The organism is Stenotrophomonas sp. 78350_Sma (assembly GCF_056482105.1).
The window spans coordinates 1,800,704-1,824,533 of record NZ_CM151182.1; the positions used below are offsets into that span (position 1 = coordinate 1,800,704).

26 protein-coding genes are annotated in these 23,830 nt (G+C 66.8%); 23 read left to right on the forward strand and 3 right to left on the reverse strand.

Annotated features, from left to right (window positions below):
- Positions 1-57 precede the first annotated feature (57 nt).
- Genes eno through truD form a run of 5 tightly spaced genes read left to right on the forward strand, consistent with a single transcriptional unit; the run spans position 58 to position 3,963 of the window.
- Positions 58-1,350 (forward strand): phosphopyruvate hydratase, encoded by a 1,293-nt coding sequence (gene eno / locus ACZK4H_RS08475; RefSeq protein ID WP_099551453.1) that lies wholly within the window; start codon positions 58-60, stop codon positions 1,348-1,350.
- Positions 1,351-1,354: 4 nt separating this feature from the next.
- A complete protein-coding gene (gene ftsB, locus ACZK4H_RS08480) occupies positions 1,355-1,708 on the forward strand; it encodes a cell division protein FtsB (protein WP_099551452.1) in 354 nt (117 codons plus the stop codon).
- Entirely contained in the window at positions 1,705-2,403 is a 699-nt protein-coding gene (gene ispD / locus ACZK4H_RS08485; protein ID WP_099551451.1) for a 2-C-methyl-D-erythritol 4-phosphate cytidylyltransferase, read from the forward strand. Before ftsB ends, ispD begins: the two co-directional genes overlap by 4 nt.
- Before the next feature lie 34 nt (positions 2,404-2,437).
- Positions 2,438-2,935: a 2-C-methyl-D-erythritol 2,4-cyclodiphosphate synthase gene (gene ispF / locus ACZK4H_RS08490; protein WP_005409005.1), complete on the forward strand. Its 498-nt coding sequence runs from the start codon at positions 2,438-2,440 to the stop codon at positions 2,933-2,935.
- A complete protein-coding gene (gene truD / locus ACZK4H_RS08495) occupies positions 2,932-3,963 on the forward strand; it encodes a tRNA pseudouridine(13) synthase TruD (protein ID WP_099551450.1) in 1,032 nt (343 codons plus the stop codon). The genes ispF and truD overlap by 4 nt, the downstream gene beginning before the upstream one ends.
- 69 nt (positions 3,964-4,032) lie before the next feature.
- Here the strand turns inward: truD and ACZK4H_RS08500 are convergent, their stop codons facing one another.
- Positions 4,033-4,572 carry a Smr/MutS family protein gene (locus tag ACZK4H_RS08500; protein ID WP_099551449.1) on the reverse strand — a complete coding sequence of 180 codons (540 nt, stop codon included), beginning with the start codon at positions 4,570-4,572 and terminating at the stop codon, positions 4,033-4,035.
- 208 nt (positions 4,573-4,780) lie between these two features.
- On the opposite strand from ACZK4H_RS08500, the gene surE reads away from it, so the two are divergent.
- From surE to ACZK4H_RS08525, 5 genes are all read left to right on the forward strand, one after another.
- Positions 4,781-5,560, forward strand: a complete 780-nt coding sequence (gene surE, locus ACZK4H_RS08505; RefSeq protein ID WP_010485979.1) for a 5'/3'-nucleotidase SurE — start codon at positions 4,781-4,783, stop codon at positions 5,558-5,560.
- Positions 5,557-6,234: a protein-L-isoaspartate(D-aspartate) O-methyltransferase gene (locus ACZK4H_RS08510; RefSeq protein WP_049429575.1), complete on the forward strand. Its 678-nt coding sequence runs from the start codon at positions 5,557-5,559 to the stop codon at positions 6,232-6,234. Before surE ends, ACZK4H_RS08510 begins: the two co-directional genes overlap by 4 nt.
- An 18-nt stretch (positions 6,235-6,252) precedes the next feature.
- Entirely contained in the window at positions 6,253-6,867 is a 615-nt protein-coding gene (locus tag ACZK4H_RS08515; RefSeq protein ID WP_014036746.1) for a YqaA family protein, read from the forward strand.
- Entirely contained in the window at positions 6,864-7,646 is a 783-nt protein-coding gene (locus ACZK4H_RS08520) for a peptidoglycan DD-metalloendopeptidase family protein (protein ID WP_099551448.1), read from the forward strand. The genes ACZK4H_RS08515 and ACZK4H_RS08520 overlap by 4 nt, the downstream gene beginning before the upstream one ends.
- Before the next feature lie 180 nt (positions 7,647-7,826).
- A complete protein-coding gene (locus tag ACZK4H_RS08525) occupies positions 7,827-8,315 on the forward strand; it encodes a hypothetical protein (RefSeq protein WP_099551447.1) in 489 nt (162 codons plus the stop codon).
- Between the two features lie 27 nt (positions 8,316-8,342).
- Here ACZK4H_RS08525 and ACZK4H_RS08530 read toward each other — a convergent pair whose 3' ends face one another.
- On the reverse strand, positions 8,343-8,717 hold the full coding sequence (locus tag ACZK4H_RS08530; protein ID WP_099551446.1) for an Mth938-like domain-containing protein: 375 nt from the start codon (positions 8,715-8,717) through the stop codon (positions 8,343-8,345).
- A gap of 13 nt (positions 8,718-8,730) precedes the next feature.
- Positions 8,731-9,036: a ribosome assembly RNA-binding protein YhbY gene (gene yhbY / locus ACZK4H_RS08535; protein ID WP_004152868.1), complete on the reverse strand. Its 306-nt coding sequence runs from the start codon at positions 9,034-9,036 to the stop codon at positions 8,731-8,733.
- Positions 9,037-9,101: 65 nt separating this feature from the next.
- Between yhbY and rlmE the strand changes: the two genes are divergently transcribed.
- The 13 genes from rlmE (at position 9,102) to alaS (ending at position 23,801) form a co-directional block, all read left to right on the forward strand.
- The gene (rlmE, locus tag ACZK4H_RS08540) at positions 9,102-9,734 is read left to right on the forward strand and encodes a 23S rRNA (uridine(2552)-2'-O)-methyltransferase RlmE (RefSeq protein WP_005409014.1); all 633 of its coding nucleotides are present in this window, start codon (positions 9,102-9,104) and stop codon (positions 9,732-9,734) included.
- Between the two features lie 69 nt (positions 9,735-9,803).
- Positions 9,804-11,738 carry an ATP-dependent zinc metalloprotease FtsH gene (gene ftsH, locus ACZK4H_RS08545; RefSeq protein ID WP_049427664.1) on the forward strand — a complete coding sequence of 645 codons (1,935 nt, stop codon included), beginning with the start codon at positions 9,804-9,806 and terminating at the stop codon, positions 11,736-11,738.
- Positions 11,739-11,840: 102 nt separating this feature from the next.
- Positions 11,841-12,026 (forward strand): hypothetical protein, encoded by a 186-nt coding sequence (locus ACZK4H_RS08550; protein WP_043034328.1) that lies wholly within the window; start codon positions 11,841-11,843, stop codon positions 12,024-12,026.
- A 463-nt stretch (positions 12,027-12,489) separates the two neighbouring features.
- On the forward strand, positions 12,490-13,386 hold the full coding sequence (gene folP, locus ACZK4H_RS08555) for a dihydropteroate synthase (protein ID WP_099551444.1): 897 nt from the start codon (positions 12,490-12,492) through the stop codon (positions 13,384-13,386).
- Positions 13,386-14,339: a tRNA (adenosine(37)-N6)-dimethylallyltransferase MiaA gene (gene miaA / locus ACZK4H_RS08560; RefSeq protein ID WP_099551443.1), complete on the forward strand. Its 954-nt coding sequence runs from the start codon at positions 13,386-13,388 to the stop codon at positions 14,337-14,339. Before folP ends, miaA begins: the two co-directional genes overlap by 1 nt.
- Before the next feature lie 96 nt (positions 14,340-14,435).
- A complete protein-coding gene (hfq, locus tag ACZK4H_RS08565) occupies positions 14,436-14,711 on the forward strand; it encodes an RNA chaperone Hfq (protein ID WP_004152891.1) in 276 nt (91 codons plus the stop codon).
- 14 nt (positions 14,712-14,725) lie between these two features.
- Positions 14,726-16,036 carry a ribosome rescue GTPase HflX gene (gene hflX, locus ACZK4H_RS08570; protein WP_099551442.1) on the forward strand — a complete coding sequence of 437 codons (1,311 nt, stop codon included), beginning with the start codon at positions 14,726-14,728 and terminating at the stop codon, positions 16,034-16,036.
- 122 nt (positions 16,037-16,158) lie between these two features.
- Positions 16,159-16,653: a CinA family protein gene (locus tag ACZK4H_RS08575; RefSeq protein WP_099551459.1), complete on the forward strand. Its 495-nt coding sequence runs from the start codon at positions 16,159-16,161 to the stop codon at positions 16,651-16,653.
- Between the two features lie 34 nt (positions 16,654-16,687).
- Positions 16,688-18,370: a 2-polyprenylphenol 6-hydroxylase gene (ubiB, locus tag ACZK4H_RS08580; protein ID WP_099551458.1), complete on the forward strand. Its 1,683-nt coding sequence runs from the start codon at positions 16,688-16,690 to the stop codon at positions 18,368-18,370.
- Between the two features lie 193 nt (positions 18,371-18,563).
- Positions 18,564-19,199 (forward strand): transcriptional repressor LexA, encoded by a 636-nt coding sequence (gene lexA, locus ACZK4H_RS08585; RefSeq protein WP_099551441.1) that lies wholly within the window; start codon positions 18,564-18,566, stop codon positions 19,197-19,199.
- A 204-nt stretch (positions 19,200-19,403) separates the two neighbouring features.
- Positions 19,404-20,441 (forward strand): recombinase RecA, encoded by a 1,038-nt coding sequence (gene recA / locus ACZK4H_RS08590; RefSeq protein ID WP_049428133.1) that lies wholly within the window; start codon positions 19,404-19,406, stop codon positions 20,439-20,441.
- Positions 20,442-20,551: 110 nt separating this feature from the next.
- The gene (gene recX, locus ACZK4H_RS08595; protein WP_005409024.1) at positions 20,552-21,043 is read left to right on the forward strand and encodes a recombination regulator RecX; all 492 of its coding nucleotides are present in this window, start codon (positions 20,552-20,554) and stop codon (positions 21,041-21,043) included.
- A gap of 109 nt (positions 21,044-21,152) precedes the next feature.
- Positions 21,153-23,801, forward strand: a complete 2,649-nt coding sequence (gene alaS, locus ACZK4H_RS08600) for an alanine--tRNA ligase (RefSeq protein WP_099551440.1) — start codon at positions 21,153-21,155, stop codon at positions 23,799-23,801.
- Positions 23,802-23,830 lie beyond the last annotated feature (29 nt).

The following is a 23,830-nucleotide window of genomic DNA, read 5'->3' on the forward strand; positions in this document are numbered from 1 at the left end:
ATAATCACGCGGCATTCGTTTTGTCGCCCCCTCTCCATACAGGTAACCGGCCCGACCATGAGTACGATCCGCAGCATCCACGCCCGTGAAATCCTCGACAGCCGTGGCAACCCCACGCTGGAAGCCGAAGTCATCCTGGAGGACGGTTCGTTCGGTCGTGCCGCGGTTCCCTCTGGCGCCTCGACCGGCACCAAGGAAGCGGTCGAGCTGCGTGACGGCGACAAGACCCGTTACCTGGGTAAGGGCGTGCGCAAGGCCGTCGACAACGTCAACACCACCATTGCCAATGCGCTGAAGGGCTTCGAGGCCACCGACCAGGACGGCCTCGACCGTCGCCTGATCGACCTCGATGGCACCGAGAACAAGGGCCGCCTGGGCGCCAACGCGCTGCTGGGTGTTTCGATGGCCGCCGCGCACGCCGCCGCCGCATCGAGCAAGCAGGCACTGTGGCAGTACCTGGCCGCCAGGACCGGCGTGACCCCGTCGCTGCCGGTGCCGATGATGAACATCATCAACGGCGGCGCGCACGCCGACAACAACGTCGACTTCCAGGAATTCATGGTGCTGCCGGTGGGCTTCACCTCGTTCTCCGAAGCGCTGCGCGCCGGTACCGAGATCTTCCATTCGCTGAAGTCGGTGCTGAAGGGCCACGGCCTGAGCACGGCGGTGGGCGACGAAGGCGGCTTCGCGCCGGACTTCCGCAGCAACGTCGAAGCGCTCGACACCATCCTCGAAGCGATCGGCAAGGCGGGCTACACCGCCGGTGAAGACGTGCTGCTGGGCCTGGACGTGGCCTCCAGCGAATTCTTCGAGAACGGCAAGTACAACCTGGTCGGCGAGAACAAGCGCCTGACCTCCGAGCAGTTCGTCGACTTCCTCGCCGACTGGGCCGCGCAGTACCCGATCATCACCATTGAAGATGGCCTGGCCGAGAATGACTGGGCGGGCTGGAAGCTGCTGACCGACCGCATCGGCAAGAAGGTGCAGCTGGTCGGCGACGACCTGTTCGTGACCAACCCGAAGATCTTCCAGGAAGGCATCGACTCGGGCACCGCCAATGCGATCCTGATCAAGGTCAACCAGATCGGCACCCTGAGCGAAACCCTGGAAGCGATCGCCATGGCCGATCGCGCCGGCTATGCCGCCGTGGTCTCGCACCGTTCGGGCGAAACCGAAGACACCACCATCGCCGACATCGCCGTGGCCACCACCGCCACGCAGATCAAGACCGGCTCGCTGTGCCGCAGCGATCGCGTGGCCAAGTACAACCAGCTGCTGCGCATCGAGGAAGCCCTCGGTGCCGGCGCGCGTTACGCCGGTCGTGACGCGTTCGTTTCGCTGAAGCGCTGAGCCGATGCGCGACTGGCGCTGGATGCTGCTGGTGCTGGCCCTGCTGCTGGGCTGGCTGCAGTACCGCTTCTGGTTCGGTCCGGGAAATTCGGGTGAAGTGATGATGCTCGAAGCCCAGGTCGCCAACCAGGAGCGGGACAATGAGGGCCTGCAGCAGCGCAATGATGCGCTCGCTGCGGAAGTGAAGGACCTCAAGGAAGGCCAGTCCGCCATCGAGGAGCGCGCGCGCAGCGAGCTGGGCATGATCAAGCCTGGCGAAAAGTTCTACCGCGTGGTCGAGGATGCGCCGGTCCACCTGGCGCAGCCTGCGGCAGGTGTCAGTGCGCAGGTCGGCGACCACCCGGCGGACGTGCCATGAGTGCGGCGATCTGGGTCGTGGTTCCGGCTGCTGGCCGTGGCACCCGCTTCGGCGCGCCGTTGCCCAAACAGTACCTGCAGGCAGGTGGGCAGATCCTGCTTGCCCATACCCTGGACGCCCTGCTGGCGCACCCGGCCGTGGCCGGGGCGATGGTGGTGATCGGCCAGGACGACGCCGACTGGCCCGGCTGGAACGAGTGGGCGGGCAAGCCGGTGCTGACCTGCATCGGTGGCGCGACCCGTGCCGCTTCGGTGCTGGCTGGCCTGCAGGCGCTGCCGGAGACGGTGCGCGCTGATGAGTTCGTACTGGTCCACGATGCCGCGCGGCCGAACCTGTCGCCGGCCGATCTTGGCCGCCTGCTTGAAGTCGGTCGTACCGATCCGGTCGGGGCGATCCTGGCTGCCCCGGTGCGCGACACGCTCAAGCGTGCGGGCGACGACGGTGGCATCGATGGCACCGAGCCGCGTGAGCGCCTGTGGCGCGCGCTGACACCACAGCTGTTCCGCCGCCACCAGCTCAGCCGCGCGTTGTCCGAAGCCGCGGCCGCCGGTGTCGAAGTCACCGACGAGGCCATGGCCATGGAGCGCCAGGGGCAGCGCCCGCTGCTGGTGGAAGGCAGTGAGGACAACTTCAAGGTCACCACCCCGGCCGATCTGGACCGGTTCGAATTCGTACTTTCCCGCCGCGCCGGCTGACCGTCCGCGCGGCCCTGCTGCAAGGGTTGCATCCATGAGCACCGCACCGTTCCCGCCCGTCCGTATCGGCCAGGGTTACGACGTCCATGCCTTCGGTGAAGGCGATCACATCATGCTCGGCGGCGTGAACGTGCCGCACAGCTGCGGCGTGCTCGCGCACAGCGATGGCGACGTGATCCTGCACGCCCTGTGCGATGCGATGCTCGGCGCGCTGGCGCTGGGCGACATCGGCCAGCATTTCCCGCCGAGTGACGACCGCTGGAAGGGCGCCGACAGCAGCGATTTCGTGCGCCACTGCGACAGCCTGCTGCGCGAGCGCGGCTGGCGCGTCGGCAACACTGACATCACCGTGATCTGCGAGCGGCCGAAGGTTGGCCCGCATGCGCTGGCGATGCGTGAGCGCATCGGTGGCCTGCTGCAGCTGCCGCTGGATGCGGTCAGCGTCAAGGCCACCACCTCGGAAAAGCTGGGTTTCACCGGCCGCGGTGAAGGCATCGCCGCACAGGCGGTCGTGTTGCTGGTGGCGGCATGATTCCGCTGCCGTTGGCGTTTGGCGCGCCGCTGTTGACGGCGCGCATCCGTACCACGCCGGACGATTTCCAGGTCGACGAGCTGCCTGCCTTCGAGGCCATCGGCGAAGGCGAGCACCTGCTGCTGCACATCCGCAAGCGCGGTGCCAATACCGTGCATGTGGCCAAGGTGCTGGCCAAGTGGGCGGGCCTGCCGGAAATGGCGGTGAGCTACGCTGGCATGAAGGATCGCCATGCGGTCACCACCCAACGTTTCAGCGTGCACCTGCCCAAGCGCGTCGCGCCGGACCTGGCCGAGCTGGCCAGTGACGAGATCGAAGTGCTCGAAGCGACCTGGCACAACCGCAAGCTGCAGCGTGGCGCACTGGCCGGCAACCGTTTCAAGCTGGTGCTGCGTGAAGTGCAGGGCGATGCCGCAGCGATCAGCGAACGCCTGCAGCAGATTGCCGGGCGTGGCCTGCCGAACTGGTTCGGCGAGCAGCGCTTTGGGCGCGACGGCGGCAATGTGCCGGCGGCACTGGCGATGTTCGGTGGCCGCCGCATGCGCAAGGATCAGCGTTCGCTGCTGCTGTCAGCGGCTCGTTCGGCGCTGTTCAACCGCGTGCTGGCCGCGCGTGTGGAGCAGGGCAACTGGGATCAGCCGCTGGACGGTGAAGTGTGGATGCTCGATGGCAGCCGCAGCGTGTTCGGACCCGAGCCGTACACCGACGTGCTGGCCGAGCGCCTGGCACGCTTCGACATCCATCCCAGCGCACCGCTGTGGGGCGAAGGCGAGCTGCGCAGCAGCGATGCGGCACGCGAGCTGGAGCTGGCCGCGCTGGACGACGACGAGTCGAAGGCGCTGCGGGCCGGCCTGGAAGACGCGCGCCTGAAGCAGGAGCGCCGCGCGCTGCGCCTACGCCCGGCGCTGCTGCAGCACCAGTGGCTGGCCGATGACGTGCTGGAACTGTCGTTCGCACTTCCGCCGGGCTGCTACGCCACGGCCGTGCTGCACGAGCTCGGCCCGGTCGAGGACGCCTCACAGGCCTGACAGAAAAAGGGGACGGAGGGAATTAAGTCGCTTGTGGCACAAACGACTTAATTCCCTCCGTCCCCTTTTTCATCTGCGTGCCAGCAGCACCAGCATCGCGCCGGTGCCGCCTTGCCCGGTCGGCGCCGAATGGAACGCCAGCACGTCGTTGCGCAGCCGCAGCAGGCGATCGACAAGGTTCTTCAGTACCGGCGCGCCGCCGTCGGACTGCAAACCCTTGCCGTGGATGATGCGCACGCAGCCGTATTCGTGTGCATGCGCTTCCAGCAGGAACTGGCGCAGCAGCGTCTCCGCCTGCGCGGCGGTGGCACCATGCAGGTCCAGCTCGTCCTGCACCGAATACTGGCCACGCTTCAGGCGCTGGAACAGGCGTGGTGGCAGGTTGTCGCGGCGATAGCTGGCCACGTCGCCGGCTTCCAGCGGCGTGCTGTCGCGCAGCAGCCGGGCGAACTCGCCGGCCGCTTCGGCCTCGTCACGTTCGGCCATGCGCGCGCGCGGCTTCGGCCGGGGCGCAGCCGGTGCCGGCTCGGCGTCCTTGCGCAGCGGCGTCACTTCGCCGATGGCCGCACGGAACAATGCGGCCGGATCTTCGTCTTCAGGGTGCGACATGCGCACAGGTTAAACCGCCGGCGCAGGTCTGCCTATGACGGTTCGATGTCGGTCGTGACCGCCGGCAGGGTAGGACCGGCGGCTCGCATGCGGCACAATAGATGATGCCCTTGCAGGGTCGACGGCTTCCGCAGGGAGCACGACGGTCCCGCCCACACTGCACGGTGACGGAATCGAATTCTTGGAAAATCAAGCGGTTAAATCGAAGATGCGAATCCTGGTGAGTAACGACGACGGTGTCGACGCCGCAGGCATCCGGATGCTGGCCTCGGTGCTGCGCGAGGCTGGACACGAAGTCACGGTGGTCGCACCCGACCGCGATCGCTCCGGCGCCAGCAACTCGCTGACCCTGGACCTGCCGATCCGCCTCAAGCGCATCGACCATTACACTGTCTCGGTGGCCGGTACGCCCACCGACTGCGTGCACCTGGCGCTGACCGGCCTGCTTGAATTCGAGCCCGACATTGTCGTGTCCGGTATCAACAACGCCGCCAACCTCGGCGATGATGTGATCTATTCCGGCACCGTTTCGGCGGCGATGGAAGGTCGTTTCCTCGGCCTGCCGGCGGTGGCGGTCTCGCTGGTCACCCGCAACCACGATCCGAAACACTTCGAGACCGCCGCGCGCGCTGCGGTGGAGATCGTCGCCCGGCTCAAGGCCGATCCGCTGCCGGCTGACACCATCCTCAACGTCAACGTGCCTGACCTGCCGTGGAGCGAGGTCAAGGGCTTCGAGGTCACCCGCCTCGGCAACCGCCATCGCGCCGAAGGCTGCATCGCGCAGAAGGACCCGCGCGGCAACGAGGTCTACTGGATCGGCCCGGCCGGTCGTGAGCAGGACTCCGGCCCCGGCACCGATTTCCACGCGGTACGCACTGGCCACATCTCGATCACTCCGATCCAGGTCGACCTGACCCGCTACCAGGCCCTGGAAAAGGTGGCCAGCTGGGTCGGCGGCCTCAGCGCCGCGCTGGACCAGCCGGCATGAGCCCACGCCTGCGCCTGCAACCGGAAGCCGTTGGTATCGGCATGACCTCGCAGCGCGTGCGTGACCGCCTGGTCGATCGCCTGCGCGAGGCCGGCATCGTCGACGAGTCGACCTTGAATGCGATCCGGGTGGTGCCACGTCATCTGTTCATCGATGAAGCGCTGGCGTCACGTGCCTACGAAGACACCGCCCTGCCGATCGGCCACGGCCAGACCATCTCACAGCCGTGGGTGGTGGCGCGCATGACCGAGGCCGTGCTGCAGGTCTCGCCGAAGAAGGTGCTGGAAGTCGGTACCGGCTCCGGCTACCAGGCCGCCGTGCTCGGCGCGCTGGGCCTGGAAATCTACACCGTCGAGCGCATCGGCGACCTGCTGCGACAGGCGCGCAAGCGCTTCCGCGCGCTGGGCATGAACATCCGTACCAAGCATGACGACGGCCGCGCCGGCTGGGCCGAGCATGGCCCGTTCGATGCCATCGTGGTCACCGCCGCGGCGCCCGCACTGGTCGATGAACTGGTCGGGCAGCTGGCCGAGGGCGGCCGCCTGGTGGCGCCGGTCGGCGGGCCGGGCGGGCAGTCGCTGGTGCAGCTGGACCGCAAGGCTGACGGCAGCATCGAACAACGCGTGCTGGCGCCGGTCACCTTCGTGCCGCTGCTGTCCGGCATGCTTGACTAATCCACGGAGCAGGGTTGCATGAAGATTTTCGGGCCGCTGTACGAGCGGGCGATGAAGTGGGCGGCGCACGAACGCGCGCCGACCTACCTGACGGTGCTGAGCTTCTTCGAGGCGATCATCTTCCCGGTGATGCCGGAAGTGATGCTGGCGCCGATGTGCGTGGCCCAGCCGAAACGCGGCTGGTGGTTCGCCACCCTCAGCCTGGCCGGCTCGATGGTCGGCGCGCTGGTCGGCTATGCGCTGGGTCATTACGCCTTCGAGGCGATCAAGCCGCTGTTCGAAGCGCTGGGCATGCTGCCGGCGATCGAGCAGGGCATCACCACCGTGCAGGCGAAGATGGCCGAGTCGCCGTGGGCGGTGTTCACCTTCCTGGTGCTGGGCGGCTTCATGCCCATCCCGATGAAGGTCTTCACGTGGGCATCAGGTATCGTCGGTGTACCGATGCCGCAGTATCTGTTGAGCATGCTGATCGGTCGTGGCAAGCGCGTGTTCGTGCTGGCCGCGGTCATCCGTATCGGTGGTGCGCGTGCTGAAGCGGCACTGCGTCGCTGGATTGAACCGCTGGGCTGGATCGCCACCGCGTTGGTGGTGGTGCTGATCGCCTGGCTTGTATGGAGGTCGAAGTTCGCATGAGTCCTGATCGTCTGAGCAAGGGAGTGCGCATCGGCGCGCTGGCGTTGCTGGTTTCCACCCTGACCGCCTGCGGCACCGCAACCGTGGTCCGCCCGGGCGGCGGCAGCACCGGTGGCGTGACCACGCCGAAGACTTCGGTACCCAAGCCCGGGCAGACCGTGGTCGTGCGCAAGGGCGATACCATCTATGCGCTGGCCCGCATCCACGACATCACCCCGGCCGACCTGATTGCCTGGAACAGCCTGGACAACCCGTCGACCATTCATCCGGGCCAGGTGATCCGGCTGTATCCGGCCGGAGCCAGCGGCGGCCGTGCGCCCACCACGGTGGTCACCCCGCCGCGTCCGGGTAGCAGCAGTGGCGGCAGCACCGCGCCGGCCCCGGCGCCGGTCGGTCCGGTGAAGAGCAACATCGCCTGGCGCTGGCCGGCCGATGGCGCGATCGTTGGCCGCTACGTGGCCGGTGACGCCACCAAGCAGGGCGTTGATATCGCCGGCACCAGCGGCCAGGCGGTGAAAGCCACCGCCAATGGCGTGGTGGTGTACTCCGGTGCCGGCCTGGTCGGCTACGGCGAGCTGATCATCATCAAGCACAGCGACCAGTGGCTGTCGGCCTATGGCCACAACCGCAAGCGCCTGGTGAATGAAGGGCAGAGCGTGAAGGCCGGCGAGCAGATCGCCGAGATGGGCCGTACCGGTGCGAACCGCGACATGGTCCACTTCGAGATTCGCTACAACGGCAAGCCGGTCGACCCGCAGCAGTACCTTCCGGCGCGCTGATCGCCGTTGGAACGGGGAGCGCCGGGCCACGCCCGGCGATCCTGACCTGTAGCGTCGAGCCATGTTCGGCTCGGGTACCGCAGAGGCTCGGTCACTTGCGATCTTGTGTGTCGCAGGCTCACCTTCACGGCGGATGGAATACCCGGCATTCTTGAGCGATCCCATCCGCTCCGGTGCCGCATGTTCCGCTTTGCTTCCGCGCTCGCACTGCTCACCGTCGCGCCGCTGGCCGCAGCAGCCAGCGATCCGCGTGACGTGGTTACCCGTCTCTACGACGCGGTCCAGGCGCCGGCTTCGAACGAAACGGCCATTCCGTCACTGCTGGGCGATGCCCTGCGCTCAGCCGTCGACGCGCAGCGCGTTTACGAGCGGACCTGTGCCGCGTTGGCCGCGCACGACGAGAAGCCGCATATGCTCGACCAGAGTCCGTATCTGCTGGCGCCGGATCGACCGGAAACGATATCTGTAGGAATGCCCGGATCGAGCGGTGACGCCACCTGGATCCGCGTCGACATGTCCGTGGGCGACTATCGTTGGACCGACCGGGTCCTGCTGCAGCGGCAGGACCGGGACTGGAAGGTCATGGATATCCGCTGGGGGCAGGGCGGCAACCTGATTGGCCGGCTCAAGGCGTTCTCGGCCTTCCGCTGCACACCTTCGGGCAGCTAGCGCCGGGAGGTACCCGGCGATTCCACGTCAGCCTTCGAGAATGAAAGCAGCCGCGACCTTGCGACCTTCGCCGGCCAGGATGTTGAAGGTGCGTGCGGCGGCCGGATTGTTCATCACTTCCAGGCCGATCCCGCGCGACAGGCAGGCGGCCATCACCACCGCTGGCGGGAACACCTGGCGATCACCGGTACCGAGCACGATCAGCGCCGGGTTCAGCGCCAGGATCGGCTCCAGGTCCGCCAGCTGCAGCGCGGCGGCACTCGCCACCGGCCAGTGCGTGACCAGCTGGTCCGGGGTCAGGAAGAAACTGCTGCCCAGCACCTGGTCATTCACCTTGGCCGAGCGGCCATCGGCGGCGCGCAGGCTGTAGGCGTAATCCGGCGGTTCGTGGTTCAGCTGCATGGCAGTGGGGCGATCAGCCGCGCGGCAGCACGATCTGGCGCTGTTCCTTGCTCGGGCGGTACAGCACGGCGACGTGGCCGATGCGCTGCACCAGCGCGCTCTCGGTGGCTTCGACGATCTCGCCGATCATCACGTCACGGGCGTCGCGGTCTTCGGCAGCGACCTTCACCTTGACCAGCTCGTGGCGCTCCAGCACTTCGTTCAGCTCAGCGATGAAGGCCGGGGTCACGCCCTTGCCGCCGGTCTGCAGCAGGGCCTTCAGGTCGTGGGCTTGGCCGCGCAGGAAACGGGTCTGGGAGGCGGTCAGGGCGATGGACATGCAGGAAAACACGGTTGAATGGGGCGATCAGGGTATCATGAGGACCCCATCAGCCCCTATTTTCAATGGCTACCCGCAGCAAAAGCAGCCAGCGCTGGCTCAAGGAACACTTCTCCGACCCCTTCGTGAAGAAGGCCCAGGCCGAAGGCATGCGCTCGCGCGCCGCCTACAAGCTCGAAGAGCTGCTTGAACGTGACCGGTTGCTGAAGCCGCACATGGTGGTGGTCGACCTCGGTGCGGCCCCTGGCGGTTGGTCTCAGCAGGTGCGGAGACAGATCGGCGACACCGGTCGCGTGCTGGCCCTGGACATCCTCGACATGCCGCCGCTGGCCGGCGTGGAGTTCCTTCATGGTGACTTCAGGGAAGAAGCCGTCCTATCGCAGTTTGAAGCCATGCTCGGGGATCAGCCGGTAGACCTTGTGCTGTCGGACATGGCCCCCAATAAGAGTGGTGTGGGCGCGGTTGACCAGCCGCGGATGATGCACCTGGCGGAGCTGGCCCTGGATTTTGCCGACAACCACCTGAAGACCGGTGGGGCATTCCTGATCAAGCTGTTCCAGGGTGAAGGCTTTGACGACTACGTGCGCGACATGCGCCGCCGGTACGACAAGGTCTCCATCCGCAAGCCGGAAGCGTCGCGCAAGCGCTCTCCCGAGGTGTATGCCTTGGGTCAGGGAAAACGCGCCCACATGAAGTAAGCTCGCAACGTACGCAAGTTCGACCCCAACGCAACGCCAGCACTGAGAGGAACACCGGAGCCAATGAGGATGAACGACTTGACCAAGAACCTCCTGCTATGGGTGGTCGTCGCCGTCGTGCTGATGGTGGTCTTCCAGAGCTTCTCGCCGAAGTCCTCCGGGGCCGGCGCGCAGGGCGCGTCGTACTCGCAGTTCCTGGACCAGGTGGACAGCGGCAACGTGCAGAAGGTCGCCTTCGGCGGCGACATGCGCGGCGGCACCAGCCAGCTGACCTACACCACCCGCGGTGGGCAGTCGTCCACCATCACCGCGCCGTTCGATCGTGACCTGATCAACGTGCTGCGTACCAAGAACGTGGAAATCGTGCAGGAGGAGCCGTCCAGCGGCATTTCCCTCGGCGCGATCCTGATGAATTTCCTGCCGGTCATCCTGATCATCGGCTTCTGGTTGTTCATCATGCGCCAGATGCAGGGCGGTGGCGGTGGTGCCAAGGGCGCGATGTCCTTCGGCAAGTCGCGCGCCAAGCTGCAGGGCGAGGACCAGATCAAGGTCACCTTCGCCGACGTCGCCGGTTGTGACGAGGCCAAGGAAGAAGTAGGCGAGCTGGTCGACTTCCTGCGCGACCCGTCCAAATTCACCAAGCTGGGCGGCAAGATTCCGCGCGGCGTGCTGATGGTGGGTCCGCCGGGTACCGGCAAGACGCTGCTGGCCAAGGCCATCGCGGGCGAGGCCAAGGTGCCGTTCTTCTCGATCTCCGGTTCGGACTTCGTGGAAATGTTCGTCGGCGTCGGTGCCAGCCGCGTGCGCGACATGTTCGAGCAGGCCAAGAAGCATGCCCCGTGCATCATCTTCATCGACGAAATCGATGCTGTCGGTCGCCACCGTGGTGCCGGCCTGGGTGGCGGTCATGACGAGCGCGAGCAGACCCTGAACCAGCTGCTGGTCGAGATGGACGGTTTCGAAGGTGGCGAAGGCGTGATCGTGATCGCCGCGACCAACCGTCCGGACGTGCTGGACCCGGCGCTGCTGCGTCCGGGCCGTTTCGACCGCCAGGTCGTGGTCGGCCTGCCGGACGTGAAGGGCCGCGAGCACATCCTGAAGGTCCACATGCGCAAGCTGCCGCTGGCCGACGACGTCGAGCCGATGGTGATCGCGCGTGGTACCCCGGGCTTCTCTGGTGCCGACCTGGCCAACCTCTGCAACGAGGCCGCCCTGTTCGCTGCACGTGGCAACGAGAAGGAAGTCCGCATGGACCACTTCGACCGTGCCCGCGACAAGATCCTGATGGGTGCCGAGCGCCGCTCGATGGCCATGAGCGAGGAGGAGAAGACCCTCACCGCCTACCACGAAGCCGGCCACGCCATCGTTGGTCGTCTGGTGCCCGAGCATGATCCGGTCTACAAGGTCACCATCATCCCGCGCGGCCGTGCGCTGGGTGTGACCATGTACCTGCCGGAAGGCGACAAGTACTCGATGAACCGCGTGGCGATCAAGTCGCAGCTGTGCTCGCTGTACGGTGGTCGTGTGGCCGAGGAGCTGATCTTCGGTGCCGACAAGGTCACCACCGGTGCCTCCAACGACATCGAACGCGCTACCAAGATGGCCCGCAACATGGTCACCAAGTGGGGTCTGTCCGACCAGCTCGGCCCGATCGCCTATGGCGAAGAGGACGACGAGGTGTTCCTGGGCCGTTCGGTCACGCAGCACAAGAGCGTGTCCAACGACACCGCGCGCCGCATTGACGAGGAAGTTCGCAACATCCTCGACGAGGCCTATGCGCGTACCACCGAGCTGATGACCGCCAACCTGGACAAGCTGCACGCGATGTCCCAGCTGCTGCTGCAGTACGAGACCATCGACGCGCCGCAGATCGACGCCATCATGGAAGGTCGCGATCCGCCGCCGCCGGCCGGTTGGAACAAGTCGAACAAGGACGGTGGCGACGACAAGGGCGGCGACGCCCGTCCGCTGCCGCCGATCGCAGGCCCGGCCGAATCGCACTGACGGCCCGCTGTACGTGACACCAGACGAGGCCGGGGCAACCCGGCTTCGTCGTTTCCGGGCCACTGGCCCATTCCGAAGAACTGATCTGACGCTGGAGCCCGCATGTCCGCCCCGAAGCCCGAACCGATTTCCCACACCGTCGAAATGGTCATCGCCACCGTGGTCGGCGTGGGTGTAGGCCTGGGAGCCGACAACCTGCTGCTGGGCTGCGTGGTGGGTATCGGTGTCGGCATCGTGCTGAGCATCGCCAAGACCCTGTACGTGGACCGCAAGCGCCGCCGCCGTTGAGGGGTGTCGGCAGGGCTGCGCCCTGCACCCGTGGTAGTGCCGGCCGCTGGCCGGCAACCTCAGCAGCAGCAACAGCAACAGCGACACCGCCCCACCTCTGACAGATTCGTGCTGCTGTTGGTAGGTGTCGACCTTGGTCGACACGGTGGATCCACGCCATGCGTGGATGCATTTCGATTCCAATTCGAAATATTCGATTCCGATGGAGATTCATCCACGCATGGCGTGGATCTACTGCAGATCGCGGAGATCTGTCGAAGGCGGGGTGGGTCCGGTTGCGGGGGCGTGAGCCGCATGGATGCGGCGACCGAGCCTACATGGACGTATTTACGGCGTCCCCCGCAACTGGACCCACCCCGCCATCCCACAGAAAACCCGCTGTTGCTGTTGCTCTGGCCTCTGCGGGTGCAGGGCGCCGCCCTGCCGAACTAAACTACCCGCCGTTGTCCCTGCAGGATTGCCCATGTTCGATACCTCGCCCCAGCTCGATTGCGCCGGCCGCATCCTGCGCCTCGACCGTGCCCGGGTCATGGGCATCGTCAACGTCACCCCGGACTCGTTCTCCGATGGCGGCGCGCACGACACCACCGATGCGGCCGTCGCTCACGGCCTGAAGCTGGTGGAGGAGGGCGCCGACCTGCTCGATATCGGCGGCGAATCCACCCGCCCGGGCGCCGCGCCGGTATCGGTGGAGGATGAGCTGCGCCGGGTGATTCCGGTGATCGAGCAGCTGGCGGCCCGCACCCAGGTGCCGATCAGCATCGACACCTTCAAGCCGGAGGTGATGCGCGCGGCGGTGGACGCTGGCGCCGGCATGATCAACGACATCTTCGGCCTGCGTCAGGACGGGGCGTTGGACGCCGCCGCTGCAACCGGCGTGCCGGTGGTGCTGATGCACATGCAGGGCGAGCCGGGCCATATGCAGGCCGACCCGCACTACGACGACGTGGTTGCCGAGGTGCATGGCTTCCTGGTGCAGCGCCTTTTCGCCGCCGAGATGGCGGGCATTGCGAAGAAGAACCTGCTGATCGATCTCGGTTTCGGCTTCGGCAAGACCACCGCGCACAACATGACCCTGCTGGCGCGCTCCGAGCGCTTCCTGGAACTGGGCGTGCCGGTGCTGGCCGGCCTGTCGCGCAAGCGCAGCCTGGGCGAACTGACCGGCCGCGACACGCCGTCCGAGCGGGTCGCGGCTTCGGTGGCCGCACACCTGATCGCGGTCCAGCGCGGTGCGCGCATCGTGCGCGTGCATGACGTGGCGGCCACCGTCGATGCGCTGAAGATCTGGCAGGCGGTGGAAGCCGTGCCGACGCCGCGTGCCGACGCCACGCCGACGATCCGCTGGCCGGACGAAGACTGATGGGCATCGACCGGCGGCCACTGGCGATCGCCGTGATGGGGCCGACCGCCAGTGGCAAGACTGCCACCGCGATCGCCCTGGCACAGCAGCTGGATGGCGAAATCGTCAGCGTCGATTCCGCGCTGGTCTACCGCCACCTGGATATCGGTTCGGCCAAGCCTGATGCGGCCGAGCGTGCGCAGGCGCCGCACCATCTGCTGGACCTGCGCGATCCCTGGCAGACCTACTCGGCGGCTGAGTTCGCCGCCGATGCCGGCCGGGTCGTGGCGGAGATCGTGGCGCGTGGCAAAACGCCGATCTTCGCAGGTGGCACGGGGCTGTACTTCCGGGCCCTGCTGCAGGGCCTGTCGCCGATGCCGGAGGCCGATCCGGTGATGCGCGAAGCGCTCAGCGCCGAAGCCGCCGAACGCGGTTGGGCAGCACTGCATGCGGAGCTGGCGGAGGTCGATCCGGCTGCCGCGGCGCGGATCCATGCCACCGACCCGCAGCGCATCCAACGGGCCCTGGAGGTCTATCGCCTCACCGGCACCCCCATCTCTGAATGGCAGCGCCGGCCGGGTGTGGCGCCGTTGCCGGTGCGCACCCTGAAGCTGATCCTGGCCCCACGTGACCGCGCGGTGCTGCACCAGCGTATCGAAGCGCGCTTCGACGCCATGCTGGCGCAGGGCTTTCTCGACGAGGTGCGGGCGTTGCGCGCGATGCCGGAAATGGCCGCCGTGACGGCGCCGCTGGACCTGCCGGCGGTGCGCGCGGTCGGCTACCGCCAGGCCTGGGAGTACCTGGACGGGGAGGGCGATGCCGCCCGTTTCCGTGACAAGGCGATCTTCGCCACCCGCCAGCTTGCCAAGCGCCAGCTGACCTGGCTGCGCGGCGAGCTTGATGCGCGCTGGTTCGACCCCCATGTCGATGGGGAGCGCCTGGCCAGCGCGGTGTCGACCTTCGTCGCACGCTGAACCCCCGCCAGCCGTGTAACATCATCGGTCGGCGGGCGGCTCGGGGGCCGTGGCAACCGTCGGCAACCCAATAAGAACAATAATCAGGAGTGTGCAATGTCCAAGGGGCAATCGCTGCAGGATCCTTTCTTGAACGCACTGCGGCGCGAACGCGTGCCGGTTTCGGTGTACCTGGTGAACGGCATCAAGCTGCAGGGCACGATCGAGTCGTTCGACCAGTTCGTGGTCCTGCTGCGCAACACGGTCAGTCAGATGGTCTACAAGCACGCCATTTCCACGGTTGTTCCGGCACGCAACGTGAAGGTCGGTCCGGGCGGTGGTTACGTGCAGTCGGGTGAAGGTGGTCAGGCAGGTGATGAAGCAGACGAGTAAGACCGGAGCGGTGAATGTTTGACCGCTCGAAAAAGGGCGAACACGCCCTGTTGATCCAGCCCCATTTCGGCAAGCTGGAAGACGATGTGCTGGAAGAATTCGGTGATCTGGCCCGCTCGGCTGGGGCCAGCATCGCCGCGACGATCACCGCGCGCCTGGACCGTCCGAATCCGTCGACCCTGATCGGCAGCGGCAAGCTGGACGAGATCAAGGCCGCGGCCGACGCCAGCGGTGCCGACCTGATCCTGGTCAACCATGCGTTGAGCCCGGGCCAGGAGCGCAACCTGGAACGCTTCCTCGAGCGCCGGGTGATCGACCGCACCGGCCTGATCCTGGACATCTTTGCCCAGCGTGCGCACAGCCACGAAGGCAAGCTGCAGGTCGAGCTGGCGCAGCTGCGTCATCTGGCCACGCGGCTGGTGCGCGGCTGGACCCATCTGGAGCGCCAGCGCGGCGGTTCGATCGGCCTGCGCGGCCCGGGTGAAACCCAGCTGGAAACCGACCGCCGCCTGCTGCAGAAGCGCGTGGAGCAGCTGCAGAAACGCCTGGAAAAGGTCGAAGTGCAGCGCACCCAGATGCGCCGTGCGCGTGTGCGCAGCGAGCTGCCGCGCGTGGCCCTGGTGGGCTACACCAACGCTGGCAAGTCGACCCTGTTCAACGCCATGACCGGCGCCGAGGCCTATGCCGCCGACCAGCTGTTCGCAACGCTGGATCCGACCGTGCGCCGCATCGCGGTTCCGGGTGGCAACGTGGTGCTGGCCGATACCGTCGGCTTTGTCCGCGACCTGCCGCATGATCTGGTCGCCGCGTTCCGCTCGACCCTGTCCGAGGCGCGCGAGGCTGATTTCCTGCTGCACGTGGTCGACGCTGCTGATCCGCACCGCGAGGAGCGCATCGCCCAGGTGGACGAGGTGCTGACCGCGGTCGGTGCCGGTGACCTGCCGCAGCTGCTGGTGTTCAACAAGATCGACCGCATCGACGGCGCCGAGGTCCGCCATGATGGCCAGGACGGTATCCCGGACGAGTCGCGTCGCGAGCGGGTGTGGATTTCCGCGCGTGACGGGCAGGGCCTGGAGCTGCTGCAGGCGGTGCTGGGCAAGCGCCTGGGCCTGCAGCATGTCACCGGCGAACTGCGCCTGCCGCCGGATGCCGGCCGCCTGCGTGCGCGCCTGCACCAGCTGGAAGTGATCCGCAGCGAGCAGGCCGACGAAGACGGCTGGCTGCTGCAGGTCGACCTGCCGATTGCCGAAGCCGAAAAGCTGGCTGCCAGTGCTGACGGCGCGCCGATCCGGGCGCTGCTGCCGGAGAAACTGCCGGAGTGGTGAGGTAGCGGCCGATGCCTGGTAGTGCCGGCCGCTGGCCGGCAACGCAACCGCGCCGGAGGCCCGCGACATCCGCCTGTCATCTGCGGTACAACGTGCAGGTTCTTCACCCCACCGTCATGCCGATGTCCATTCCCACCGACGCTGAACTCAATACCCAGTCCGCCGCGCTCGGGCAGCGCCTGCAGCAGGCCTCGCTGCAGCTGGTGACCGCTGAAAGCTGCAGTGGCGGCTGGATTGCCAAATGCATGACCGACATCGCCGGTTCCTCGGCGTTCTTCGACTGCGGCATGGTGGTCTACAGCTACGAAGCCAAGCAGCGCCTGCTGGGCGTGCGTGCGCAGACGCTGGAGCAGTTTGGCGCGGTCAGCCGCGAAACCGTGCTGGAAATGGTGTCCGGTGCGCTGGTCAATTCCGGCGCCGGCATCGCCGTGGCGGTGACTGGGATCGCCGGCCCCGGTGGCGGCAGTCCGGACAAGCCGGTCGGCAGCGTCTGGATCGGCTGGAAGCGCCGTGGCGGCTATGCCCGCGCCGAGCTGTTCCAGTTCGATGGCGACCGCGAAGCCATCCGCCGGCAAACCGTGGCAGCGGCATTGCGCGGTATCGACGCCCAGCTGTGACATGCTGCTCCGGTAATCGTCCGGAGCACGCATGATGTGGGAAACGCTGGGCACGGTCCGTGACCTGGGCCGACTGCAGGAAATCGCCGTCGTGCTGATCCGCTATGGCTTCGGCGACGTGGTGCGGCGCATTGGCCTGGCCAGCACATTGGAGCGGGCAGGGCGCCTGCTGCACTGGAACGAGGAGCGGCAGGAACTGCTGCGGATGACCGCACCGGTGCGTGTGCGCAGCGCGATGCAGGATCTCGGCCCGACCTTCGTCAAGCTCGGCCAGGTGCTGGCGACGCGCGTCGACCTGCTGCCGCCGGAATGGATCGCCGAGCTCTCTGAGCTGCAGAATGCGGTGCCGGCGCTGCCATACGCGGATATCCGCGAGCAGCTCGAGGCCGATCTTGGTGCGTCTCCGCAGGACGTGTTCGCTTTCCTCGATGAAACCCCGATGGCCGCCGCCTCGCTGGCGCAGGCCCATCGCGCGCGCCTGCATGATGGTCGCGAGGTAGTGCTGAAGGTGCGCCGCCCCGGCATCCGCGATGTGGTCGAGGCCGACCTGCGGCTGCTGGCCCGCCTGGCCGAGATCGTCGAGGCCAGGCTGCCAGACCTGCGCCGCTATCGTCCGGCCGAGGTCGTGCAGCAGTTCACCGTATCGCTGCGCCGCGAGCTGGATTTCGCCGCCGAATGCCGCAATGCCGAGCGCATCGCGCGCAACTTCAAAGGCCGCGACGACATCCTGATTCCGAACGTGCACTGGCAGTGGACCTGCGAGAGCCTGAACGTGCAGGACTTCGTCGACGGCATTCCCGGCCGTGACCTCGCCGGCGTCGATGCGGCAGGACTGGACCGGCGCGAACTGGCACGGCGCGGTGCGGACATCGTGTTGAAGATGGTGCTGGAGGACGGCAGCTTCCACGCCGATCCGCATCCGGGCAACATCATCTACCTGCGCGACGGCCGTATCGGCGTGATCGATTTCGGCATGGTCGGCGCGCTGTCGGAAGTGCGCCGCTTCCAGGTCGCGCAACTGCTGCACGGGCTGGTCGAGCAGGACCCGCAGGGCGTGGCCGACGTGCTGCTGGACTGGGCCGGTGGCGTGGAAGTGGACGAGAACCGGCTGCAGCACGACATCAGCCAGTTCGTTGATCAGTATCGTGGCGTGCCGCTGAAGGACCTGCGCATCGGCCTGATGCTGGGCGATATCACCCAGCTGCTGCGCAGCTACAGCCTGACCCTGCCGGCCGACCTGGCGCTGATGATCAAGGCGTTCCTGACCCTGGAAGGCATGGGTCGGCAGCTCGACCCGGATTTCGACATGGCCAGTGCCGCGCGCCCGTTCCTGGAGCGGGTGGTGCTGCAGCGCTATGCGCCCAGGGCGCTGCTCAAGCGAGGTCGCCGCAGCCTGCTGGGCCTGGTCGACTTCGCTGGCGAGTTGCCGCGCGACCTGCGCAAGCTGGTCCAGGCGGCGCGCCGTGGGCGCCTGCAGCTGAAGGTGGAAACCAGCGCATTGCAGGGGTTCGGCGAGCAGGTCAACCGCGCCGCGAACCGGCTGGTGATGGGCATCGTCACCGCCGCGCTGATCATCGGCTCGTCGATCGTGATGCACAGCGTCGGCGGCGTCTCCAGTCGCTGGCTGCTGGCACTGGGCGTGTGCGGCTTCATCGGCGCCGGCTTCTGCGGCGTGTGGATCCTGTTCTCGATATGGAGAAGCGGTAAACACACGTGAGTGTGTTTACCGCAGCGGTTCCCAGCGGGAAGCGCGGAATCGCTCCGCGATTCCTGTAGAGCCGACCGCTGGTCGGCTGCTTTTGCTCCTGGTGCCGGGCCAAGCCCGGCGACGCTTGCCGAGCACGGGCTCGGCACTACAGAACCCGCCCCGGCACTTGCAGTCCCACATGTTAGTAGTAATACTACTAACCATGGACCTGACCGACACCCAGCAGGCGATCCTGCAGTTGATCGCCGAGCGTATCGAGAGCGAAGGCGCACCGCCGTCGCAGACTGAAATCGCACGTGCGTTCGGCTTCAAGGGCGTGCGCGCGGCCCAGTACCACCTGGAAGCCCTGGAGCAGGCCGGTGCGATCCGTCGCATCCCCGGCCAGGCCCGTGGCATCCGCCTGGTGCAGGCGCCGCCAGTGGAAACGCTGGCCGAGCCGGGCCTGCCCGACAGCGTGCTGCGCCTGCCGGTGCTCGGCCGGGTCGCGGCCGGCCTGCCGATCGGCGCCGACATCGGCTCGGACGATTTCGTGGTGCTGGACCGGGTGTTCTTCTCGCCGGCGCCGGACTACCTGCTGAAGGTGCAGGGCGATTCGATGATCGACGAGGGCATCTTCGACGGTGACCTGATCGGCGTGCACCGCACCCGCGACGCCCATTCCGGGCAGATCGTGGTGGCCCGCATCGATGACGAGATCACCGTCAAGCTGCTGAAGATCGCCAAGGATCGTATCCGCCTGCTGCCGCGCAATCCCGATTACAAGCCGATCGAGGTGCTGCCGGACCAGGACTTCGCGATCGAAGGCCTCTATTGCGGCCTGCTGCGGCCCAACCGTTGACCCGTTCCATAGCGCATTACCCCGCGGTCTTTTGTGGCGATTCTCTGGTTCCACTGAGGTTGGTACGGATGTCCGATAATTCTTTTCAGAGCGCCGGGCAGAATCTCAGCCTGTGCGATACGTCCGACTTAAAGTGAACCCATGGCAAAGAAGACCCCCAAAGACAGCACCTCCAACGACACGACCTCTGCAAGGACCAATCCGATGGACGAGAACAAGAAGCGCGCCCTCGCTGCAGCTCTGGGCCAGATCGAAAAGCAGTTCGGCAAGGGCTCGGTGATGCGCATGGGCGACCGCGTGGTCGAGCCCGTCGAAGCCATCCCGACCGGTTCGCTGATGCTCGACATCGCGCTGGGCATTGGTGGTCTGCCGAAGGGCCGTGTCGTTGAAATCTACGGGCCGGAATCCTCGGGCAAGACCACGCTGACCCTGCAGGCCATCGCCGAATGCCAGAAGCTGGGCGGCACCGCAGCCTTCATCGACGCCGAACACGCGCTGGACCCGATCTACGCCGCCAAGCTGGGCGTGAACGTGGACGACCTGCTGCTGTCGCAGCCGGATACCGGCGAGCAGGCGCTGGAAATCGCCGACATGCTGGTCCGTTCGGGTTCGGTCGACATCCTGGTGATCGACTCGGTCGCCGCGCTGACCCCGAAGGCCGAAATCGAAGGCGAGATGGGCGACCAGCTGCCGGGCCTGCAGGCCCGCCTGATGAGCCAGGCGCTGCGCAAGCTGACCGGCAACATCAAGCGCTCCAACACCCTGGTGATCTTCATCAACCAGCTGCGCATGAAGATCGGCGTGATGATGCCGGGCCAGAGCCCGGAAACCACCACCGGTGGCAACGCGCTGAAGTTCTACGCCTCGGTCCGCCTGGACATCCGCCGTATCGGCGCGATCAAGAAGGGTGACGAGATCATCGGTAACCAGACCAAGATCAAGGTCGTCAAGAACAAGCTGGCACCTCCGTTCAAGCAGGTCATCACCGAGATCCTGTATGGCGAAGGCATCAGCCGCGAAGGCGAACTGATCGACATGGGTGTTGATGCCAAGCTGGTCGAGAAGGCTGGCGCCTGGTACAGCTACGGTGAAGAACGCATTGGCCAGGGCAAGGACAACGCCCGCGGCTACCTGCGCGACAACCCGACCGTCGCCGCCAAGCTCGAGGCCGAGCTTCGCGAGAAATTCCAGCCGGCCGAAGCGGCCCGCGAGGAAGGCGACGACGAAGGCGACGACGAGTAAGGCTTGCTGTGGGGCAGGGCGGCGCCGTCAGTGACGTCGCCCTGTCCCGCAGGTTCGAATCGCCCAGGGATGGGCTGGGCGCCACGGATGGCGCCACCCTTGGAGTACCCATGTCCGACGCCGAAGACATTCCGACGGGCCGCAAACGCCGGCCGCGTGAGCAGACCCCCGTGCAACGCGCGCTGGGCCTGCTGGTCCGCCGCGAGCACTCGCGCAAGGAGCTCACCCGCAAGCTGACCGCCCGTGGCATCGAAGACGAAGCCGCGCAGGCCGCTGTCGCCAAGCTGACCGAGGCCGGTTGGCAGGACGACACCCGATTCGCCGAAAACCTGGTGCGGATGCGCGCCAATACCGGTTATGGGCCGATCCATGTCCGCGCCGAGCTGGGGACCCACGGCCTGGACAGTGCCGCGATTGCCGCCGCGATGGACAGCTACGAAGGCGACTGGCAGGAAAACGCCCGTGATCTGGTCCGCAGGCGCTTTGGCGAGGCCGGCCCGCAGGACCTGACCCAGCGGCGCAAGGCCGCCGATCTGCTGGCCCGACGCGGCTTCGACGGCGACAGCATCCGCCGTGCGACCCGCTACGACCCGGATGACTGAGACTGGCGGCGCCGGGCCTGATACCCTTTAGGTTTTCGGCGGTCCCTCGCGACCCTGGCCAATGCGGCCGGTGGTCCGGGCCCGCCGGCCCGCAGACTGCCAGCCCCCAATGAACGCATCCGCCAAATTCACGACTTCCCAGATCCGCAGCGACTTCCTTGAATTCTTCAAGGGCAAAGGCCACACCATCGTGCCGTCGGCGCCGCTGGTGCCGGGCAATGATCCGACCCTGCTGTTCACCAACTCCGGCATGGTGCAGTTCAAGGACGTGTTCCTTGGCGCGGAAAAGCGCAGCTACGTGCGCGCGGCCGACGTCCAGCGCTGCCTGCGCGCGGGCGGCAAGCACAACGACCTCGACCAGGTCGGCTACACCGCACGTCACCACACCTTCTTCGAAATGCTGGGCAACTGGTCGTTCGGCGACTACTTCAAGAAGGACGCGATCGCCTGGGCCTGGGAACTGCTGACCCAGGTCTGGAAGCTGCCGGCCGAGCGCCTGTTGGTCACCGTCTATCAGACCGATGACGAAGCGTACGCGCTGTGGCGGGACATGGTCGGCATCCCGGAAGAGCGCATCGTGCGCATCGGCGACAACAAGGGCGCACCGTTCGCCTCGGACAACTTCTGGCAGATGGCCGACACTGGCCCGTGTGGTCCGTGCACGGAAATCTTCTACGACCACGGTGACCATATCGCGGGCGGCCCCCCGGGCTCCCCGGATGAAGACGGCGACCGCTTCATCGAAATCTGGAACCTGGTGTTCATGCAGTTCGACCGCCAGCCCGACGGCACCCTGGTGCCGCTGCCGGCGCCGTGCGTGGACACCGGCATGGGCCTGGAGCGCCTGGCGGCGATCCTGCAGCACGTGCACACCAACTACGAGATCGACCTGTTCCAGGCACTGATCCGCAAGGCTTCCGAGCTGACCGGCACCGCCGACCTGGAAAACAAGTCGCTGCGCGTGATCGCTGATCACATCCGCGCCTGTTCGTTCCTGATCGTCGATGGCGTGCTGCCGTCCAACGAAGGCCGTGGCTACGTGCTGCGCCGTATCATCCGCCGCGCCCTGCGCCATGGCTGGATGCTGGGTGTGCGCCAGCCGTTCTTCAGCAAGCTGGTACCGACCCTGGTCGAGCAGATGGGCGAGGCCTATCCCGAACTGCCGGCAGCGGTGGACACCGTCACCCGTGCGCTGCAGGCCGAGGAAGAGCGTTTCGCGGAAACCCTCGATGCCGGCATGAAGATCTTCGAGGACGTGGCCGGCAAGGCCAGCAACGGCGTGATCCCGGGTGTTGACGCCTTCCGCCTGTACGACACCTATGGTTTCCCGCTCGACCTGACCCAGGACATCGCCCGCGAGCGCGATCTGACGGTCGACATCGCCGGCTTCGATGCCGCGATGGAGCAGCAGCGTGAGACCGCCCGTGCGGCGGGCAAGTTCGGTGGTGGCGTGACCCTGCCGGCTGAGCTGGTGGCGACCCTGAGCCCGACCCGGTTCCTTGGCTACGACCGCCTGCAGGCCGACGGCCTGACCGTGCTGGCCCTGCTCAAGGACGGACGTCCGGTGCAATCGGCCGATGCCGGTGACGCAGTCATCGTCATCACCAACCAGACCCCGTTCTACGCCGAGTCCGGCGGCCAGGTCGGCGACACCGGTGTGCTCACCAGCAGCGGCGTGCGCCTGGTGGTGGACGACACCCAGAAGTTCGCCGGCCAGTTCCATGGCCACGTCGGCACCTTGTCCGAAGGCGGACTGAAGGTCGGTGATGTGCTGTCAGGCCAGGTCGATGGCGAGCGCCGTGGCGCCACCATCCTCAACCACTCTGCCACCCACCTGCTGCACGCCGCCCTGCGCGAAGTGCTGGGCACCCACGTGCAGCAGAAGGGCTCGCTTGTCGCTCCGGACCGCCTGCGTTTCGACTTCTCGCACTTCCAGCCGATCAGCGCGGAAGAACTGGCCGTGATCGAGCGCAAGGTCAATGAGCAGGTGCGCGCCAACAACGCCGCCGAAGTGCACAACATGGGCATGCAGGAAGCGCTGGACTTCGGCGCGATGGCCCTGTTTGGCGAGAAGTACGGCGAGCACGTGCGCGTGCTGAAGATGGGTGACTACTCCACCGAACTGTGCGGTGGTACCCACGTCAACCGTACCGGCGACATCGGCCTGTTCAAGATCACCTCCGAGGGCGGTGTCTCCGCTGGCGTGCGCCGTATCGAAGCGGTCACCGGCCAGGGCGCCCTGGACTACGTGGACGCCGAAGAGGCCCGCCTGGCCGAGGCCGCTGAACTGCTCGGCGGCAGCGCCGCCGACGTGGTCGAGAAGATCCGTGCACTCGGCCAGCGCCAGAAGCAGCTGGAGCGGGAACTGGAAGCCGTGAAGGCCAAGATCGCCGCCGGTGCCACGGCCGACCTGTCCGGCCAGGCCGTCGAGGTTGCTGGCGTGAAGGTGCTGGCGGCCCGCCTGGAGGGCTTCGATGCCAAGGCCCTGCGTGACGCCATGGACCGCCTGAAGCAGCAGCTGGGCGACGCGGTGATCGTGCTGGCCGGTGCCCAGGACGGCAAGGCCGCCCTGGTCGCGGGTGTGAACGGCAGTGCAATGGGCAAGGTCAAGGCCGGGGAACTGTTGTCCCATATCGCCGGTCAGATCGGGGGCAAGGGCGGCGGACGCCCGGACCTCGCCCAGGGTGGTGGCGAGGACGGGCCCGCCCTTGCCACTGCGCTCGCTGCAGTCGTCGAATGGGTCAGCCCCCGCCTGTGATGAACCTGGCCGTCCCCCTCCTTGTAGGA

Coding starts and splice junctions, on each gene's coding strand:
- eno (WP_099551453.1), top strand. CDS start 58: ATGAGTACGATCCGCAGCATCCACGCCCGTGAAATCCTCGACAGCCGT.
- ftsB (WP_099551452.1), top strand. CDS start 1,355: ATGCGCGACTGGCGCTGGATGCTGCTGGTGCTGGCCCTGCTGCTGGGC.
- ispD (WP_099551451.1), top strand. CDS start 1,705: ATGAGTGCGGCGATCTGGGTCGTGGTTCCGGCTGCTGGCCGTGGCACC.
- ispF (WP_005409005.1), top strand. CDS start 2,438: ATGAGCACCGCACCGTTCCCGCCCGTCCGTATCGGCCAGGGTTACGAC.
- truD (WP_099551450.1), top strand. CDS start 2,932: ATGATTCCGCTGCCGTTGGCGTTTGGCGCGCCGCTGTTGACGGCGCGC.
- ACZK4H_RS08500 (WP_099551449.1), bottom strand. CDS start 4,572: ATGTCGCACCCTGAAGACGAAGATCCGGCCGCATTGTTCCGTGCGGCC.
- surE (WP_010485979.1), top strand. CDS start 4,781: ATGCGAATCCTGGTGAGTAACGACGACGGTGTCGACGCCGCAGGCATC.
- ACZK4H_RS08510 (WP_049429575.1), top strand. CDS start 5,557: ATGAGCCCACGCCTGCGCCTGCAACCGGAAGCCGTTGGTATCGGCATG.
- ACZK4H_RS08515 (WP_014036746.1), top strand. CDS start 6,253: ATGAAGATTTTCGGGCCGCTGTACGAGCGGGCGATGAAGTGGGCGGCG.
- ACZK4H_RS08520 (WP_099551448.1), top strand. CDS start 6,864: ATGAGTCCTGATCGTCTGAGCAAGGGAGTGCGCATCGGCGCGCTGGCG.
- ACZK4H_RS08525 (WP_099551447.1), top strand. CDS start 7,827: ATGTTCCGCTTTGCTTCCGCGCTCGCACTGCTCACCGTCGCGCCGCTG.
- ACZK4H_RS08530 (WP_099551446.1), bottom strand. CDS start 8,717: ATGCAGCTGAACCACGAACCGCCGGATTACGCCTACAGCCTGCGCGCC.
- yhbY (WP_004152868.1), bottom strand. CDS start 9,036: ATGTCCATCGCCCTGACCGCCTCCCAGACCCGTTTCCTGCGCGGCCAA.
- rlmE (WP_005409014.1), top strand. CDS start 9,102: ATGGCTACCCGCAGCAAAAGCAGCCAGCGCTGGCTCAAGGAACACTTC.
- ftsH (WP_049427664.1), top strand. CDS start 9,804: ATGAACGACTTGACCAAGAACCTCCTGCTATGGGTGGTCGTCGCCGTC.
- ACZK4H_RS08550 (WP_043034328.1), top strand. CDS start 11,841: ATGTCCGCCCCGAAGCCCGAACCGATTTCCCACACCGTCGAAATGGTC.
- folP (WP_099551444.1), top strand. CDS start 12,490: ATGTTCGATACCTCGCCCCAGCTCGATTGCGCCGGCCGCATCCTGCGC.
- miaA (WP_099551443.1), top strand. CDS start 13,386: ATGGGCATCGACCGGCGGCCACTGGCGATCGCCGTGATGGGGCCGACC.
- hfq (WP_004152891.1), top strand. CDS start 14,436: ATGTCCAAGGGGCAATCGCTGCAGGATCCTTTCTTGAACGCACTGCGG.
- hflX (WP_099551442.1), top strand. CDS start 14,726: ATGTTTGACCGCTCGAAAAAGGGCGAACACGCCCTGTTGATCCAGCCC.
- ACZK4H_RS08575 (WP_099551459.1), top strand. CDS start 16,159: ATGTCCATTCCCACCGACGCTGAACTCAATACCCAGTCCGCCGCGCTC.
- ubiB (WP_099551458.1), top strand. CDS start 16,688: ATGTGGGAAACGCTGGGCACGGTCCGTGACCTGGGCCGACTGCAGGAA.
- lexA (WP_099551441.1), top strand. CDS start 18,564: ATGGACCTGACCGACACCCAGCAGGCGATCCTGCAGTTGATCGCCGAG.
- recA (WP_049428133.1), top strand. CDS start 19,404: ATGGACGAGAACAAGAAGCGCGCCCTCGCTGCAGCTCTGGGCCAGATC.
- recX (WP_005409024.1), top strand. CDS start 20,552: ATGTCCGACGCCGAAGACATTCCGACGGGCCGCAAACGCCGGCCGCGT.
- alaS (WP_099551440.1), top strand. CDS start 21,153: ATGAACGCATCCGCCAAATTCACGACTTCCCAGATCCGCAGCGACTTC.